Genomic DNA, 18,235 nt, shown 5'->3' on the forward strand with positions numbered 1-18,235 from the left:
GGACGACTCACGACGACTCACGACAACTCAGGACGACTCGGGACGAGTCACGACAACTCAGTAAGCGCCGTCCGGACCGCCGCCAGGCACTTCTGGGTCTCGGCCTCGTCATAGGTGAGGTTCAGTCCGCGGCATTCCGCGGCCAGTTGAGCCAGCCCGCCGACCTCCGGGAATCCCTGGGACATGAAGGACGCCACCTCGTTGACGACGCCGGAGCCAGAGAACCCGCCTCTATGCGCGTCAACCCAACGTCCCAGTCGCCGCGTGGCCCGGTCCAGACTCGAAGTCACCGTATGCAGGGCATCATCCAACTCACGCGCCTGCACGCCCACGGAGCGCAGGACGGGGGCCAGACCCGCGAAACCAGATTCCAGGCCCTCATGCAGATCCCGTAGCGAGCGGACCGGCTCCTCTTCCGAGCCGTCAAGGATGGAACGCGCGAATCGCCCCACCATGAGAGTCATCAGCCGCATGAGGGCGACGGCGAAACGCAGCTCCGTGACGGCGTCGTCCATGGCCCGCAGGCGAGCCGGCAGCCTGCCCAGCTCCGCGTCCGCAACGCCGATCAGTTCGCTGATCTGCCCGGCCAGCGACCGGACCCGGTCGCCTCCCGCCGTGTCCTGGGAGACCAGCCGACCGATGCGCACCGCCCGACGCTGAGCGGCCGAAGCGGCGCCACGGGCGGACTCCATGGCGGAAATGAGCCGCATGTACTCGTCGAGCTCGTAGACCAGCGTGTTGGTCTCCTTCTCAATCAGCGCCACCGCGGCTAGCAGACGCGCAACCGGCCCCTGCATTCCGGGCAGCGCCGCGGGCACGCGCACACCGGCCCCAACCAGGGCCGAGACCTCGCGGGGCAGCATGACCTGTGTCATCTCATGTAGGGACTCGAATCCGAGTCCCCCCAGCTCCTTGGCCAGCTCGACGGCGCCGCGCTCACCTACCTCACGGCGGGAGGCCGCATGCGCGGCGAGCTCGCGCTCAGTTGCGCGTACCCTGCGATAGGCCTCCTCCACAGGGTTGCGCGTCGCGGTGTCCATCGGCTTGATCCGCACCGAGAGGTACCCCTCACGCAGGGGCACGATCGTGGCGAACACCCGGTAGTCCAGTCCGTCCAGCGCCCGGTTGGTGACATAGGCGCACACGGGCCTGCCGGCCTCAAGATCGACCCACATGAGCCGGAAGAGACCTGCGGGCATGTCCAAATGGCGGATGATGTTGTGGGGGGCACCAATGAGACGGTCACGCGAGTAGCGGGAAAGGTGGTCAAAGGTGCGGTTGGTGTTCTGGATGACACCCCGGCGGTCGGTGGTCGAGAAAAAGATGTCCTCCGGATCGAACAGCCTCTCATAGCCGATCTGCGATTCCATCAGGTCCCCTTTCTTCGCACGCGACCGACATGCTTCCGGCCGTCACGAACCGGCACGCCAATCGACCATCGACTGTTCCGGCTACTGCACTACTCTAGGGACATATTTCCGCCGGCAACATCCCTTTATGGGATTGTCACTCCCCCATCCGAGCCAGCGCCTGCCGAACCGTCTCAATACGCTCACGGATGACGGGAGCATCCAGGGTGACCACCGCACCGCGTGCCTTAGCGGCCAGCTCGGCTAAGGACGCGGTCTCCGGGAATCCCCGCTCGCTGAGCTCCACCGCCTCGCGCACAAGGGCCTGAGCGTCCGCACCCTCATTCAGCGGCAGAGCTCCCTCATCCTGCACGGCGCGGATCCAGCGTTGGAACGGGCGATTGACCCGATCCAGATCGGACACCAGGGAGCGCATCTCCGCATCCAGGTGAGCCGCCAGGTCCGCAGCGTTCTGGCAGGAGGGCACCAACGGCTCCAGATCGCCTACGAGCGCCTCCGCGAGGTCCCCGATCGCCACGGCGGAGTCCGCGTCCTCCCCGTCCAAAACGGCGGCGGCGAAGATGCCCGTCATGAGCGTGTGCAGGCGCATCAGCGATGCACGGAAGCGCACATCCGCAACCACCTCATACAAGGCCACCAGGAAGGAGTTGAGCCGTTGCAGCACTTCAAGGGCCCGGGCGATGCGCTCCTTGACACGCGCCGAGACAACCGGCACGGAGGAGTCCTGATCGGGGCTGGTCACCTCGGTGACCACCGAGCCCACCCGGGTGGCGCGCTCGCTGATGGAGCGGATCCCGGTCGTCCACACCCCCAGGCCGTTGATCAGCTCCTGATACTCGCCCAACTGTTGGACCAGTTCATCGGTGTCCCGCTCGATGGCGGCCATGGTCAGCAGGATCTCGGACATGGGATTGTCGGAGTTCACGCGCGCCGGAACCCGCACCCCTTCGGCCACCAGCAGGGCCAGCTCACGCGGCAGGGCGGCCCTGGCGAAGGGGTAGAAGCCGCGGAACTGGGCCTTGTGCAGTTCCTCCGTGAGCAGCTGCGCACCGTAACGCCCCACCTCTTGGCGCGAGTGCCCCGCCGCGGCATATTCGCGCTCGGCGGCGCGCACGCGGGCGTACATCTGCTTGACAGGGGCGAACAGGGCCTGGTTGCCCGGCCGCATACGTACCGACAGATAGCCGTCGGCCAAGGGCACCACCGTGGCGAAGACCCAGTAGTCCATCCCGTCCTGCGCGCGATTGAGTACGTAAACGCAGGCGGGACTGCCCTGCTCGAGCTCATCCCACATGAGCTTGAACGCGCCCGCAGGCATGTCATCGTGACGAATGATGTTGTGCGGTGCACCGATGAGTTGCTCCGCGCTGTACCGGGAAAGGGTGTTGAACACCCGGTTGGTACCGCGAATTACACCCTTGGTATCCGTGACCGAGAAGAACAGGTCGCCGGCACCGAATAGCCGCTCATTGCCGTTGACGTATTCCATGACACTCCTGTGAGGTATAGCACTACACTTGGGATCGTTGCGGTTCTTGGCGGCACTGCCCCCGCATGCCATATGACTGGCACTCGCCCCGACACTGTATCCCATACCGGCAGCCGTGCGCACAATCGCCCGCGGATTCATGCATGCTCGCTTCGTGCCGCGTGCACGGATGACACGGTGAAGCACCCGAAACAGGTTCACAGGTCTCTCACAGTCCCACATGAGGCTGCTCCTAGCGCTGCCATCTGAGATTGCGGCATGAGCATCCCCACCGAGACCCTCACCCGCCCTGACGGCTCCCCCATACGCGTCCTGGTTGTGGACGACGAGCAGACCCTGGCGGATCTGCTCGCCTCCGCGCTGCGCTACGAGGGCTGGGAGGTGACCACCGCAGGCACCGGCCGGGCGGCGGTGCGCATCGCCCAGGAGATCAGTCCCGATGTCATCGTGCTGGACATCATGCTGCCCGACTTCGACGGCCTGGAGGTCATGCGTCGCATCCACGGGCACCAGCCCACCGTTCCCGTCCTGTTCCTCACCGCCAAGGACGCCGTCGAGGACCGCGTGGCGGGGCTCACCGCCGGCGGGGACGACTATGTCACCAAGCCCTTCTCCTTAGAGGAGGTCGTGGCCCGCCTGCGCGCCCTGCTGCGACGCTCGGGGGCCGACGCGGACAAGCCCACCAACGTGCTGGAGGTAGGTGATCTGCGCATGGACGAGGACTCCCACGAGGTCTGGCGCGGGGGCGACGAGATCCGCCTGACCGCCACCGAGTTCGAACTGCTGCGCTATCTGATGCGAAACCCTCGCCGGGTACTATCCAAGCCGCAGATCCTGGACCGCGTGTGGAATTACGACTTCGGAGGGCAGGCAAACATTGTGGAGCTGTACATCTCCTACCTACGACGCAAGATCGACAAGGGCCGCGAGCCCATGATCCACACCATGCGCGGAGTCGGCTACGTCCTCAAGCCCGCCGCCTCCGCCCGGTAACCGCCCCGGCCCGCACACCCGGAACGGTAATGGCACATATGTGGCGAAACCGCCGACGGCGGCGCTCCCCGGAGGCAACCGAGAGCGGACGGCGCTTGGCGAATCCCAGATCCGGCCGCCCGGCCCCACACAGTCTGCGCACCCGGCTCGTCGTCGGCGTGATCGGCATAGTCCTGGTCATGGCGGGCGGTATCGGGGCCCTTTCCACCCTCATGCTGCGCCAGTCACTGATCGACCGGCTCGATGAGCAACTGACGGCTGCCTCCGAACGGGCCGCCGCACGCCGTCTGGGCGCCGCTCCCACCGACTCCGAGCAGGGCCGGGGGCCGGCTGCCCAGCCGCCTGCCGACGGCGCGACCCCGCCCATCGGCCCGAAGCAAGACGTGCCCATCGGCCTGGACGCCGTCGGGCAGTCCACCGGCACGCTGACCCTGATCGCCACCGGCGCCCGCGACGCCGCCGCAGGCTCCGACTCGCCCGTCTCCACGATTAAAGCCGGATACATCGACGACGACGGCAACTACCGCACCCTGACCGGCACCGAATGCCAGACCCTGTTGTCGCTGGAGGCCACCGGCAAACCGGTGACGGTCAGCATCGACTCCTTGGGCTACTACCGGGTGCTGGTCACCAAGGACTCGGCCAGCGGCGACGTGGTAGTCACCGGCCTTTCCACCGCCGCCGATGAGAAGTTGATCCGCACCCAGCTGCTGGCCCAGTTGTGCATCGCATTGGCCGGGGCACTGATTGCCGCCGTCGCGGGAAGGACCATGGTGCGCACATCCCTGGCGCCCTTGGAGAGAGTGGCGGGCACGGCGCAAAGAGTCGCCTCCCAGCCGCTGTCCCGCGGCGAGGTGCGCATCCGGGAACGGGTCGACGCCGCAGATCTCGCCTCTTCACAGGAGATCGGCCAGGTCGGCAATGCCCTGAACACGCTGCTGGGGCATGTCGATGACGCGCTGGCGGCCCGTCAGCGCAGCGAGACACAGGTGCGGCAGTTCGTTGCCGACGCCTCCCACGAGCTGCGCACGCCGCTGGCCTCCATCCGCGGTTATACCGAGCTGATCAAGCGCAGCGGCGCGGACTGCGCACTCCCGCTCCAGGCCGTGCACGCCCTGGAGCGGGTGCATTCGGAGTCGGTGCGGATGACGGCGCTGGTGGAGGACCTGCTGCTGCTGGCCCGTCTGGATGCGGGCCGTGAACTGGAACAAGCAGAGGTCGACCTGGTGGAGATCCTGGTGGACGCTGTTGCCGACGCCCGCGCCGCCGGCCCCGACCATGTCTGGGAGCTTGAACTGGAAGTGCTCGAGCCGCCCGCCGACATCAGCCCGGAGCAGGCGGAGGAATTTGTGCCCGAACCTGCGCTGGTGGTCGGTGATGAGGCGCGTATACGGCAGGTCATGGTCAACCTGCTCGCCAACGCCCGCGTGCACACCCCCGCCGCCACCCGAGTGTCTACCACCCTGTCCCGCACCGACGGCGCGCTGGTGATCACCGTCGCCGACGACGGCCCCGGCATTGACCCGGCCGTGCGCGAACGCCTGTTTGAGCGCTTCGCCCGCGGGGACGCCTCCCGGGAGCGACGCACCGGCTCCACCGGTCTGGGCATGAGCATCGCCCTGGCGATTGTGCAGTCTCACCACGGCACTCTCACCGTCGAATCTCGCACCGGCGCCGAAGACCACGGCACCATCTTCACCGTGGAACTGCCCGTGGCCTCAGCATCCGCAACCAGCCGCTGACGCCGACCACCCCAGCCGCCGTAGGCTCACAGTGCTTATCGCTTGCCGGTTGTGCTCGCCGACGGGCACAGCAGGGCCAGTGCCGCCATCCCCATGCTGGCCACAGCGACGGTGCCCACGGCGCCGGCCGCATAGGCGATGAACGCACCGGTGCGGGTGATTTGTCCGGCGGCCACCGCGACGACGCCACCGCCGTCGACGACACCCCGCCAGGTGAGCACCTCCAGGGCCAGGGCCACCACGGCCGCCAGGATTCCGAGCCCGCCCAGGACGGCTGCCGCCGACACCCGCTCCGCGGGCCCATGCTCCCCCGGCTCAACCTCGCCAAGCTCGGCCGGCTCATCCGCCCAGGCTCCGCAGGCGATCGCCGCCGCCCCCCAGGCGGTGGCCAGCAGCAGGGCGGCGATCACGTCTCCGGGGCGGTGCCATTGGCAGGCAAGGGTGGAGTAGCCCATCGCCGCGGCGAGCAGCGCCCCCGCCCAGGCCGCGGCCGGGCGCCACCGCGGAGCAGCCACCACAATGAGGGCGACGGCGGCCGAGGCGGCGACGGCCGTATGCCCGGAGGGGAGCGTATTCAAGCCACCGAACCTTAGTGACAGCCCGTAGTCCGGGCGCCACAGAATCAGGTACTTGATCACCTGTGTGGATACGTTGATGGCGACCACCGCGGCCGCCGCCCACAGCGCCCGCCGACGACTGCCACGCCACAGGGCGCCAAGGAGCACCACAAGCACCAGTCCGACCGCCGCCGGCAGGGACACCACATGCAGCAGGCTGCGGGCGTGAGCGGTCACGAAGCGGGCCCCGATGCGTGAGCCGACGAAGGCCGTCTGCTCCATGGCCTGCCCGGTCGGCAGCATCACCGACAGCCACCAGACGGCGAACACGGCCATCGCGCTGAGGGCGGCCAGGACGCCAGCCAACGCACGCCGGTTACGCCACGTATCGGGCCGAGGCGATTCGGTGCGGTATTCAGGGGAGATCGTCGCGCTGGTGCTGGGAGTTGTCATTGGGCCGCGATGTTACGTCGTCCGGCTGTATGCCGGCTGAAAGCTCCCGCCCATTCCCCAGCGCTTCGAGGTAGCGAGACATCGACCCGGTCAGGTCCGCCGGCGCGGTGCCGCCGTCCACCTCGCTCTCGGCGGGGCCGCGCGCAGCCGATGCCAGTGTGGTCTTATCCTCGGCGGCCCGCATACGCTTGAAATTGCGCCACAGGATACGGCCGACGGCGACGGCGAGCACGGCCAGAATGGCCACAACCGCCCCGATCAGCCACAGCATCCAGCCGCGCATGGGCGCTGGCGTGGCGGCGGCCTGTTCCGCCGCCGCCTGCGCCGGGTCCATGGGCACGCGCGTGCCGGTGACCAGCAGTCGGTGGGTGTTGACACCGTAAGGGGTGCAGGTGATCAGCGTGACCAGGTCCTCGCCGGGGACCTTGTTAAGCGATTCGGTCTCGGTGGGCAGCACCACGCGGATGTCGTTGACCTCATACTTCAGGGTGCGGCCGGCGGCGGTCAGGTAGAAGGCGTCTCCGTCCTCAAGCTCGGTCAGATCGTCGAACAGAGTTGCCGAGCCCAGGCCGGTGTGCCCGGTCAGCACTGAGTGGGTGGAGGTCCCGCCCACAGGCAGGGCGGTGCCGAATAGGTGACCGACGCCGTGTGCGAGCGTGTCCGCCTCGGTGCCGTGGTAAATCGGCAGGTCCACATGGATCTTGGGGATAACGATCTGGGCCATGACCTCATTCAGGTCAAGTTCGGCCAGGTAGGCCTGGTACTGCGGAGTATCGGGACGCTGCTGGTCCAGCCAGGGGTCGAGGATCGGGGAGGAGGCGAGTTCCTGATTGTACTTGTCCGCACTGGCGAGTTTGGCGCCGAGCACGTCGGGACTGGTTGAGTCCATCTGCGCCTGATACTGGTCGGCGATGGCTTGCTGGCGGGCGTTGTTGTGTTGCGTGGCGAGCACCGGATAGGCCAGCACCGCCGCACCGGCCAGCGCCAGAATGAAGGGCAGCACACCCATCAGGAGGCTACCCCTGCTGGGTTTACGATCCGCTGTTCCGCCGGGCCGCTCGGGGGGCTCGACGCCGTCGTCGTGCGCAGCGACCGGATCCGCTGATGGCGCACTGGGAGCGTCATCGAGGCGGGGCGCCTCCAGGAGATCGGCGATTGTCAGCGTCTGGCCCATGGGAGTCCTTCTACGCGGCTGAGGTCTAGGTGTGCTGAGTATGGGGTTGTGTTGAAATTTGAGGTGGCCTGCGGCGGCGTGTACGTCCGGAGTTATCCGATTCGTACACGCCGCCGCCGGTTTTGGGCTGCGCCGGGGATCAGTCAGCCAGCCGACGCATCGCCCGGATCAGTCCTCCACGCTGCGGCGCTTGTTGTGCACCGCCAGCAGGGCCGCACCCGCAACCAGCAGAATGCCGGCGACGGTGAGGAAGATGATGCCGTTGGCACCGGTCAGCGGCAGGCGGAAGCCGGCGTTGGAGGGCACGTCGATCACCGTGAAGCCGATCGAGAACGGAGAGGCCTCAACATTGGTCTTCAGAACCTGGAAGGCGATGGGGTCGCTCTGGATCTCGTAGCCCTCGGGGGCCTTGGTCTCCACCAGGCAGTACCAGCCGCGCTCGCCCACAGCGACCTCGGCGTTGTTGACGAAGTCATTCGTCCGCAGTGCGTCGATGGTGACGGTGCCGTCCGAGCCGGTGGTGAACTTGGCGGTGTTCTCGGTAGTGCCGGCGGCGGTGACCTGGTTGGCCGTCAAAGCTGCGCCGGTGATGTTGGCGGCGTCGCGGTCAATGGTGGCCCCCTGCGAGGCACCGTTCGGGTTGCACTGGTAGACCTGGAATTCGGCACCGGCATAGGTGGCGGCGGGCTTGCCGTCGGTGCCGGTCTTGGTGATGGTCACCTTGCCGTAGTAGGACTTGACCTCGTCGCTGGGCTCACCGGGCACGTCATTCGGGTTGGGGTTATTCGGGTCCCAGTTGGTCTGCGAGTCATTCGGGATCAAGAAGGAGGTGTTGGAGATCGAACCGTTGCCGTTTCCAATCGCCTTGATGGTGGAGTCGATGACCACCTGCACCTGGGTGCTGGTGTCTCCGGTGGCGCGGGCAGCGGCGATCTTGGCGCGGCCGGCCTCGGTGAAGGTGACGGTCACGTAGGTCTTGGAGTCACTGCCGGTGGCGGTAACGACCTCGAAGTCAGTGTTCTCAGACAGCGCCACGGCTCCAGTACCGAGCATGGTCACGGCGATGTCCTGGTACTCCAGGCGCGGGTCGAGCGGGTCGACGATCTGGTAGTTCTTGATCGTGGCGCCACCGGCAACATCGATCTTGGGGATGTCCGCCTTGATCGTGTAGGTGATGGTGTCACCGATAGTCGGGGAGCCGGTGTCGGAGACCTCCTTGGTGGAGTCCACAACCGAGTTCTTCGGGTAGACGTGGACGTTGTAGTTCCACACGGAACCGCTTTCCGGGTCGGTCATCGGCAGGGTGACCACGAAGTCCTCGGCGGTGGTCACATTCTGCGGTGCCTTGGTCTCAGACACCAGGTAGGCGCCCACCTGCAGGCCCGAGAAGTCGGCCAGACCGTTCTCGTCGGTCGTCTGCGTGTACACGGTGTTGGTCTTGTGGTTCGCGGCCGCCGCGGCGCTGCCGTTCAGGGCCGCGAGATCCTGCCAGCCGGCCTGAGTGGTCAGGTCGAAGTCAAGCTTCGTGATCGTGAACTCAACACCCGGAACCGGTGCGCCGGTGGCGTTGTCGTCAACAAGACCATTGCCGGGGTCGGTCCCATTGTCCTCGGTCTGGGCCAGCTTGTAGATCCTCAGCGTCGCGCGCTCATTGGCGTCTATAAGCGCCGTGTTCAGGTCGGTTGCCGGCTCCGCGGCGAAGATCGCCGGCGCGGGAACGGCCGTGGCGATGGGTGCCGCGACCATACCGCCGATAGCTAGGGCCACCGCCGCAGCGAGGCCGGCGCCACGGCGCCTGGTGAGGGATTTCATGGGTTCTCCTCGTTGATGTGGTTTCGGGTTGCCCGGCTGGCCGGTTGGCCCCTGTTTCTCCCGCTGCTCAGGCCCTGCGGCCCCGGCGTCGGGAAGTCTTGGTGATGGTCAGGACCAGTGCTGCGGTCAGCAGCAGTCCGGCCCCGGCCAGGTACACGCCGATGCCGCGGCCACCCGACAGGGGCAGCGTGCCGGTTTCGACGTCGTGAATGTTGATGCCGATGGCGGCAATGACGTTGCCTTCGGCGTCGGTGACGGCGGGGATCACCTTGATGGTGTCCCCCGTCAGATTGGTCTGCGCGAGCGTGATGGTGGTGTTGCCATCGGCGTCCACACCCAGGTGGAACTGGACGGGCCGCGGCAGCAGGCTGTGCCCGGCGGGAGCCTTGGTCTCCACCACCCAGTAGTCGCGGTTGATGGGCAGGCCCGCGGAGGTGAACAGGGAGCCGTCCACCGGGTCCACGCTCACGCCGCCCGCGATCGGAGCGGCGCCGTCCGTGGCCGGATCGACGTCGTAGATGTCGAACTCGGCGCCGGGCAAGTTGGTGGTGCCGTCCGCCTGCACCTGGGTGCCGGTCTTGCGCAGCGTGATGATGCGCTTGCCGGCGTCCGGGGTGACCGGCTCGCAGGCGGTGTTGTCGGAGCGCCCCGAGGCGTCGCGCCCGTCGGTCGGGTAGACCTCGTTGAACAGGCCGTGCCCGGGGGTGCGGGTGCCATCGGCCTCCACGGAGCACTCCAGCAGCTCCTCCGAGTAGTCGGCGTTGCTCGGGTCCACGCTCACCGTGACGGTGAGCGTGTACTGGAGCGTCTGCCCGGGGGCGACCACATCTCCGTCAGTGAGGGTGTAGTAGCCCTCCGCGTCGGCCTGGGCGGTGACCGGATCCCCACCGGGGACGGTCAGGGTCACCCGGTCGATGCCCAGGCCGGGCGCGAAGTCCGGCTTGTCGCGCAGCAGCCCGGTGGACTGGGCCAGCTCGCCCTCGTTGGTCACCGTGATGGCGTAGGCGACGTCAAAGGTGGAGCGGGTTCCCACGCCGGTGGTGGCCACGGACTTGGACGTGGTCAGCCGGGGCCTGAGGTCCAGGCAGGCGGTGTTATTCGCATCGCCGTCGGTGTCGCCCGTCATGGCGGCGGTGTTGACCACGCCGGAGGGGGCGCCGTCGGCGCGCTCATGACCGCACTGATAGTCGGTGTCCTCGAAGTCCGCGGCGGCGGAGTCGACGGTGAAGCTCACCTGGACGGTGATCATGCGGGCGCCGCCGCCGGTGATGGCGCCGTCCTGGCCAGCGGTGCCGCCAGCCAGCACGGGGCCGGAGTCGGCCCGGGCCAGGATGATGGGCCCATCCAGCACGCCGTCGGTGATGCCGGGAATCTCGGCGTCCGCGGCGGCCTGCCCACCCTCCAGCACGGCGACGCCAGTGATCTTGGCGGTTAGCGGCAGCACCGGGGTGTCGGTGACGTCGGCGATGATCCGGCTGGCGGCCCGGGAGGTGTTCTCCACCGTCACCGTGTAGGTGGCGGTGTAGGTGTCCGCGTTGCGGACCACGTCAACGCCGTCCTTGCGCGCCGAGAACTTCGGGTTGGTGGGCACGTCGCCGCAGTCCTCGGCGGTGTCGGTGACATCGCCGGAGGTGACGGCCGCCGTGTTGTGGATGGCGGTGCCGTCGGTGGCGGACTGCGCGCTGCACTGGCCGTCGCCGACCCCGGGGACGCCGGTGTCGGGGGCGGTCACGTTCAGCACCACGGTATAGGTGTGGGTGGCGCCGGCCGGCAGGGTTGCGCCGTCGACCACGGTGATGGGCCCGGCCTCCTGGGTGAGCGCGTCCTCCAGGGCGCCGCCGGTGACGGTGATGGAGTTCAGCGTGGTGCCCTCGGGGACGGTCGGGGTGTCCACCAGGTCATAGGTGAGGTCCTGCACCTGCGAGGGGTTGGTGACGGCCACCTCGTAGGTGACGTCCCAGGTCTCGCCGGTCCAGTTGCCGTCGGTGTCCAGGTGCTTGGTGGTGCCCGTGAAGGTCTTGTCCACGCCGGCGTGCGGGACGACGTCGTTGGTGACCGTGGCGGTCACGGCGGCGTCGGCCCCAGCGGGCAGGGTGAAGGTGACCGCTCCGGGGGTGGAGGTGTCGGCGTCGGCGCCCTCGACCGCGTAGGTCATGGGGGCGGTCCAGGTGAAGGATCCGTCCGCGGGCGCGGCAAGCGCGTCGTCTCCCGGCGCCGCCTCGGTAAGGGTGCAGGTGGCGCCCACGGGCACGCCCTCCACGGCTACGGCGGTGCCGTCGGCGGGCAGGGTGAGGGTGCCGGTGAAGGTGTCCTGGCCGGCGGTGCAGTTGTAGTCCACCGTGTAGCTCGCGCCGGTGGCGCCGTCGGTGGCCCCGGAAAGGGCCTTGTTGACGGTGAAGCCGGTGGCCAGGAGCCGCTGCGCGGCGGCGTTGGTGACCTCCGCGGTGGAGGTGGCCTCCCGGGCGATGGCCTGTGCCTGGGACACGGTGCCGTAGTCGCCGTCGAGCTCGGGGTCGGTCCACTGGTAGGAGGGGTCGCCGACCACCGGGGTGGTCGGGCGGCCGGTCTCGGTGACCGTGCAGGCCGAGCCGACCAGGATCTGCGTGTAGTTACCGGTCAGGGTGGCGGTGCCACCGCCGGTGACCCGCCAGGTGCCCTCGTTGAGGCTGCCGTCCGGGGCGGTGCAGGACCAAGTGCCCGCGTAGGTGTTGGCCGCGGCGGCGGTGACGCCGTCGAGTCCCTCAACGAGCTTGGTGATCGCCAGGGCGCCGTAGATGCGCTGGGTGGAGTTGGTTACCCGCAGCACCGGGTCGGAGTCCTGGGCTATACCCGTCAGCGTGTTGCCGTCGGTGAAGGTCTGCCCGTCGGCGGCAACGTCGTAGACGGGGTTGTTCCACGCGTAGGAGACGTCCATCAGCCCGGCGGTGTCGATGGGCGTGTCCTCGGTGAGGGTGCAGTCGGCGCCCGCGAACACGGTGGCGCCGGTGGCGCCCTCGGCGATAGTGGTGGAGCCGCCAGCGGCGGGCAGCTCCCAGCGTCCGCCTACCTCGCTACCGTTCGCCTGGGTGCAGGACCAGCCGCCGTGCACGGTGGCGCCGTCGGTCAGGGCGCCGTCGATGCCGGTGTAGGCCTTGGTGATGGTGAGCGGCTGGGCGGCGCGCTCGGCGTCGTTGGTGACGGTGAGCGCGTTGGCGGCGCCGTCCGCCCCGATGGTGACCGGGTCGGAGATGACCGGCTCGGCCCAACGGTAGGAGATATCCTTCAACTGGTCCTGCGTGGGAGCCTCCTCCGTGGCGGAGCAGACGGTGCCCAGCGGCAGGCCGTCCTCCGGCAGGCCGTCAATGGTGGCCGCGCCGGCGCCGTCGGCCGTCCAGGTCAGGTTCCAGTCCTGGGTGGTGCCCTGGGCGTCGTCGTAGTGGCAGGCGACGGCGCCGGAGAAGGAGTCGTCCACGACGACGCCTTCGGACAGCCCGTTCCCGTAGGCCTTGTTTAGGCTCAGGCTGGAGGTGACGCGGCGGATCGTGTTGGTGGCGGACACCTCCACGGTCTCACCCTTAGTGATGGTGACCTGGTCCGGATACACCGTGACCATGTCCCAGGCGTAGGAGGAGTCCTTCAGCTGGTCCTGCGTGGGGCTGGTCTCACTGATGGCGCAGGTCCAGCCGGCGGGGATCTCCCGGTCGAAGGCGACGCCGGTCTCGCCGTCGGCAACGGTGGCGGTGGCGGTGAGCTCGCCGTCAACGCCCGGCGCGGTGCAGGTGGCGTTCAAGGTGAAGGTCTGGCCGTCCTTCAAACCGTTCGTCTCCCCGATAACCACCTTCGTGGCGGTCAGGGAACCCATGCCCCGGTTCACGGTGTTGGTGACCGTCATGGTGGCGGTGCCGTCCGCCGTCACGGTGGCGGCGTCGTAGGTGGGCTCGCCCCAGGAGAAGGAGGGGTCGGTGTCCGGGGCGCCGGCGGCGTCCAGGTCCTCGGTGGGCGTGCAGGTGGAGTCAACGAAGGGGGCCTGGCCGCCGTCGTAGGTGATGGCGGCCTTGCCGGCGCCGTCCACGCTCCAACTGCCGGTCACCTCGGCGTCGCCGGAGTGGGTGCAGGTGAAGGTGCCGGAGTAGGTGTTGTCGGTGCCGAACTGGGTGGCCAGCTCACCGGAGAGCACCTTGCTCAGGTTCACGTCGGCGCGCACGCGCTCAATGGTGTTGGTGACGGTGACGGTGCCGGAGGAATTGTCCTCACTGGTGACGGTGACCGGGTCGGTGATGGTGGGCGCGCCCCAGGCGTAGGAGCCGTCGGCCAGGCCGCCGCCGATGGTGCCCTCGGTGACCGTGCAGGTCTGGCCGAGCGGGATGTCACTGACCGTGACGGTCTCGCCGTCGGTGAGGGACCCGGAGTAGGCCTGGGCGCCGTCGCAGATGACGGTGACGGGGAAGAGCTTCTCCCCGGCGCCGGTGAAGCCGTTGGCCTTATTGGGCTCCGCCACGGTCTTGGTGACCTGGATGGAGCCGTAGCGCTCACTCATGGTGTTGGTGGCGGCCACCGCCACACCCGCGTCCTCGCCGCCGGGCATGGTGAAGGTAATGCTCGCGCCGTCCGCGGACACGCTCGCCCCACTGGATGGCGTGGCCGTCATGGTGGTGCCGTCACCGTCCCAGCGGTAGGGGTCGATCGGGGCGGGCAGGGCGTCCGTGTTCTCAGTGACCGTGCAGGACGAGCCCTCGGGGATGCCGGTGATGGGCTCGGTTACCTGGCCGGCCCGCACGGTGGCCGTGCCGCTGACGGCCTCGCCGCTGAGCGGGGTGCAGGTGTAGGTGAAGGTGAAGTCGGTGTCCGCGAAGCCGGTGCCGGCCTCGGCGCCCTCCACGCTCTTGGTGATGGTCAGCCCGCCGGTGGTGCGGGCGACCACGTTGGTGACGTCCACGTTGCCGGTGCGGACCTCCGAGTCAATGGTGACCGGGCCGGAGGTGGCGCCGGCGGTGGAGAACACGTAGGAGGAGTCGGCGGCGTTGGGAGTGCCGGGGTCATCCTCGGTGACCGTGCAGGTGGAGCCCAGCAGCACGGCGGCGCTGGTGCCATTGGCGGTGGCGGGCCCGGAGGTGACGCTCAGCGTGGCTGCGCCGGAGCCGGTCACCGACCAGGTGCCGGTGGCGTCGTCGTCGCCGGGGTGCGTGCAGGTCCAGGTGCCGGTGTAGGTGTTGTCGGCGCCCTGGCCGTCCAGGTCGGTCAGCTGCTTGGTGACGGTGAAGTCGCCGTAGTCGCGCTGCCAGGTGTTGGTAACGGTGACCTGCTCGGTGCGGTCGCCCTGGACGGTGACGGTCTGGTCATCGGGGCCGGCGTTCCACTTGTAGGAGGCGTCGGTCAGGCCCGCGTTGCCAGTGGGCGCCGTCTCGCTGACGGTGCAGTTGGCGCCGGCGGCAATGTACGGCGTGGTGCCGGTGGCAGTGGAGCCGGTGGCCGACAGGTCAAAGGTGCCGGTGTAGTTCTCGGCCTGGCCCAGGGCGGGCGCGTCACAGGTGACGGTGACCGGGAAGGTCGCGCCCGCGGCCACGGGGCCGGCATCGGGCTCGACGTTCTTGGTGACAGCCACCTTGCCCCAGGCGGCCACGGTGGGGTTCACGACGGTGACGGTCTTGCCGCCGTCGGCCGCGCTGACCATGGTGCCCTCGGCGGCGTCGAGGCCCTCGTAGCTGGGGGTGCCCCAGTCGTAGGCGTCGGCGAGCAGGTCCTCGTTCAGGGAGGCGGCGGGCTCGGAGACGGTGCACAGGGCGCCGCGAGGAACCTGCACGGTGGCGGAGGCGCCGTTGGCGACGTCTACGGTGCCCGCGTAGTCGGCTCCGCAGTCATAGTCGATGGCGAAGGTGGCGTCGCCGCCGTTGTAGCCCTCGCCGTCCACGCGCTTGGCCAGGTTCAGATCCACCAGCACGCGCTTGTAGGTGTTGGTGACGGTGATGGTCTCGGAGGTGCCCTTGCCGACGGTGACGCGGGAGTTGTCGAAGCTGCCGGCGCCGGCCCACTCGTAAGAGGAGTCCTTGAAGTCGCCGTCCGCGGTCTCGGGGGCCGCCTCGGAGAATGAACAGGCGGTTCCCGCAGGGACGGTCAGCGTTGCGGTGGTTCCGGTGGAGACGTCCAGCGTGCCGGAGCCGCCGTCGCCGTCGCAGGTGTAGTCCACCTTGAAGGTGCGGTCCGCCCCGCCGGTCCAGCCGCCCGCGGCGGTATCGTCTTCCGGCTCAACGACCTTGCTGACGTTGATGGTGCCGGTGTTGCGGACAATGGTGTTGGTGACGTTCACCCGGTTGACGGACGGTGCGCGCAGGACCTGTGCCGTCGGCTTGTCGACAGCGGGCGTCGTCCACTCATAGGAGCCGTCCTTGAGGTCCCCGCTGGGGGTGTCCTCACTGATGGCGCAAGTGGCGCCGACGGGCAAGCCGGAGACCACGTCAGAATGCCCCGCAGTTGTGCTCCAGGTGCCGGAGAAGTCGCGGCCATTGGCGCTGCCACAGTCATAGGTGCCGGTATAGACCTTGTTGGGGTTGCTAAGACCGTGCTCGGGATCGTTCACGGTCTTTCGGATCTCGATTGAGCCGGTGTTGAAAATGTTGGTGACGGTGCAGGTGACGCGTTGATTCGGGGCGAGGGTCACCTTCGAGTCGGTGACTGCCACATCCCGGTTGTTCTGGTCCTTGCAGACCCACTCCCCCTGCTGCTCAAAGCCCTGCACGTTACCGGTGGCGGCCTCCGACAGGGTGTAGGTACCCGAACGCGTCCACTGCCCGGTCACTGCAGGCTGTCCGGACACACCGGAGATCGTCCGGTACGGGAAGGGATCGTCAGTGGGCGAACTCAGCTCAGGTGTGGCCGTCAACGTCCAGTTTCGGGTGCTGACGGCTGGGAAGGTCATGCCGCCGAGGTGCTTGACGAGGGTTATCTGCGAGCGACCCACGTACTCGTTGTGCCAAGTGCAATTGAAGTCGGTGTTCCTCTGGTCCTGCGACAGCTGGGTGGAGTCCAGGTCCAGCGTATTCGTGTTCAGGTCCAGGGCCGTGTCGGTGAAGTCACCGCCGTCGCGATGCTTCAGTACGCCGTCGGGAGTCCGGCAATCCACGCCGACCAGGCGCCAGCCGGAGGAGGTCTGTGTTACCGGATTGGAGATGTTCTCCTTCACGGCAGCCTCATCGTCGGGCGCAAGCAGTTCGTACTCCTGCGGATCGGTGACCGTGCCGGCCGTTCCCCAACCATTGGGACGAAGACCGGCCAGGCCTGTCCAGTCGGCCAGGGCGTTGGAGCCCGGTGCGGAGACATTCGTGTAGGTGAATTCCGGCGGGGTAACGGCACTCTCCAGGGAAGGGTCGGTCGTGACGTACTTGGAGAAGGTGACGTGACGCACCTGTTCCAGAGAGCCGTACAGGCAACCGAAAGTGTCGGCGCCCTCCTTGGTCAAGAAGAGGTGCTCCAGCTTTCCCTCATCCGCCAGGCCAGCGGAGCAGACGCCGTTCTCCCCGTTATTGACGAATCCCCACAGCTTCAGCTTGTAGTCGATCTGAGTGCTCGGATCCCTCCACGCGGTTGAGATACGGGCCGCGCTCACCTGCAGGAAGTCATCCTCGCAGGAGCGGCCATCGCTGCCGTAAATGGCACCGACCTTCAGGTCGGCCCCATTCACGTTGCGATCATCAGTGGGCAGGGAAATCAGCTCATGGTTCCGGTTGTAGGCGAAGTGGTAGTCGCTGCTCCACTCGTACCCGTTCCAATCGTCCCAGCGCCAGGTCGCGCGCAGGCCGATATTGCCATACCTGTCGAAGGCGTATAGACCAGTGCCCGAGGTGTTGTAGCTGCCGTCGGCGTTGAAGGTCGAGCGGCAGATGTTCTCGGTCTCGGTTAGCTCCCACGGGAATTCAGCGGTGATGGCATCCCCCAGTTTGAGCTCCATCGTGCCGTCGACCGTTACCATCCCTCCCACCTTGGAGTAGATGGGGCGATTCCCGTGGCGCATGGTGGCAACTAGGAACGGCACCCCCACCCGAACATTTCCCGTGACTTCGGGCCTGAGGTTCACGGTGCTCTGCTGAGCCGCGTTGTACTGCACCGGGCAGTCTTGCGGTTTGACGCCCTTATTCGACCCGTACCCGAAGGCGGCATAGTTACCGGTGCCGGCCCTCACCTCTGCAGTCGTGGTCTGGTCTCCGATCACCTCCGGGCTGTATCGCACACAGCCCTCAGTGAACGCCTGGGACACGGTCGGGAAGGCGCTGGTGGTGATGCCGTACTGACGGGCGGTGGATCCCCCGAGGGGGACTACTACTTCTGCCGCTGCGGCCACCGGCAGCACAGGCAAGACCGCTGCCCCCAGGAAAGTCCCGACGAATAGCGATATCACCGTCAGCACGGCCAACGGCGCTCCACGCCGAGGAGAGCGCGCACGAAGACGCGAAACGACTCTGCGCATTGCCTTCCCCTCCCAGATTAACCAACTCGACAGCGGCGCCGCCCAAGAGACTTCATTTCCTCAAGGGACACCCACAGTACTACCGGGAAATCGGATATTGCGCACGATTCACCGTCTAACATGCAACATTTTAGCGCAATTCCCGTCACCGCGCCATATACACAACGTTCCCACTACAGTTGACACCCGATTCAATGTCAAGGCATCA

At 67.6% G+C, this 18,235-nt stretch carries 8 protein-coding genes; 2 read left to right on the forward strand and 6 right to left on the reverse strand.

Annotation, left to right across the window (positions count from 1 at the left end):
- Nucleotides 1-47: 47 nt before the first annotated feature.
- Nucleotides 48-1,370, reverse strand: a complete 1,323-nt coding sequence (locus CWT10_RS14350) for a PAS domain-containing protein (RefSeq protein ID WP_103063017.1) — start codon at nt 1,368-1,370, stop codon at nt 48-50.
- Nucleotides 1,371-1,506: 136 nt separating this feature from the next.
- Nucleotides 1,507-2,859 (reverse strand): PAS domain S-box protein, encoded by a 1,353-nt coding sequence (locus CWT10_RS14355; protein ID WP_103063016.1) that lies wholly within the window; start codon nt 2,857-2,859, stop codon nt 1,507-1,509.
- Between the two features lie 258 nt (nt 2,860-3,117).
- Between CWT10_RS14355 and CWT10_RS14360 the strand changes: the two genes are divergently transcribed.
- Together CWT10_RS14360 and CWT10_RS14365 are read left to right on the forward strand one after the other, a co-directional pair.
- Nucleotides 3,118-3,852, forward strand: coding sequence for a response regulator transcription factor (locus CWT10_RS14360; protein ID WP_103063015.1), 735 nt, complete (start codon nt 3,118-3,120; stop codon nt 3,850-3,852).
- A 38-nt stretch (nt 3,853-3,890) separates the two neighbouring features.
- On the forward strand, nt 3,891-5,594 hold the full coding sequence (locus CWT10_RS14365) for a sensor histidine kinase (protein ID WP_103063026.1): 1,704 nt from the start codon (nt 3,891-3,893) through the stop codon (nt 5,592-5,594).
- A 35-nt stretch (nt 5,595-5,629) separates the two neighbouring features.
- Here the strand turns inward: CWT10_RS14365 and CWT10_RS14370 are convergent, their stop codons facing one another.
- The 4 genes from CWT10_RS14370 to CWT10_RS16875 all read right to left on the reverse strand — a co-directional run bounded on the left by CWT10_RS14370 (nt 5,630) and on the right by CWT10_RS16875 (nt 18,027).
- A complete protein-coding gene (locus tag CWT10_RS14370; protein ID WP_103063014.1) occupies nt 5,630-6,604 on the reverse strand; it encodes a phosphatase PAP2 family protein in 975 nt (324 codons plus the stop codon).
- A complete protein-coding gene (locus CWT10_RS14375) occupies nt 6,567-7,778 on the reverse strand; it encodes a class C sortase (RefSeq protein ID WP_174721969.1) in 1,212 nt (403 codons plus the stop codon). The genes CWT10_RS14370 and CWT10_RS14375 overlap by 38 nt, the downstream gene beginning before the upstream one ends.
- A gap of 168 nt (nt 7,779-7,946) precedes the next feature.
- Nucleotides 7,947-9,590 carry a SpaH/EbpB family LPXTG-anchored major pilin gene (locus CWT10_RS14380; RefSeq protein WP_103063013.1) on the reverse strand — a complete coding sequence of 548 codons (1,644 nt, stop codon included), beginning with the start codon at nt 9,588-9,590 and terminating at the stop codon, nt 7,947-7,949.
- Between the two features lie 67 nt (nt 9,591-9,657).
- Complete coding sequence (locus tag CWT10_RS16875) at nt 9,658-18,027, reverse strand: DUF5979 domain-containing protein (protein WP_158247640.1); 8,370 nt, start codon at nt 18,025-18,027, stop codon at nt 9,658-9,660.
- Nucleotides 18,028-18,235 lie beyond the last annotated feature (208 nt).

The organism is Actinomyces qiguomingii (assembly GCF_004102025.1).
Classification (GTDB): domain Bacteria; phylum Actinomycetota; class Actinomycetes; order Actinomycetales; family Actinomycetaceae; genus Actinomyces; species Actinomyces qiguomingii.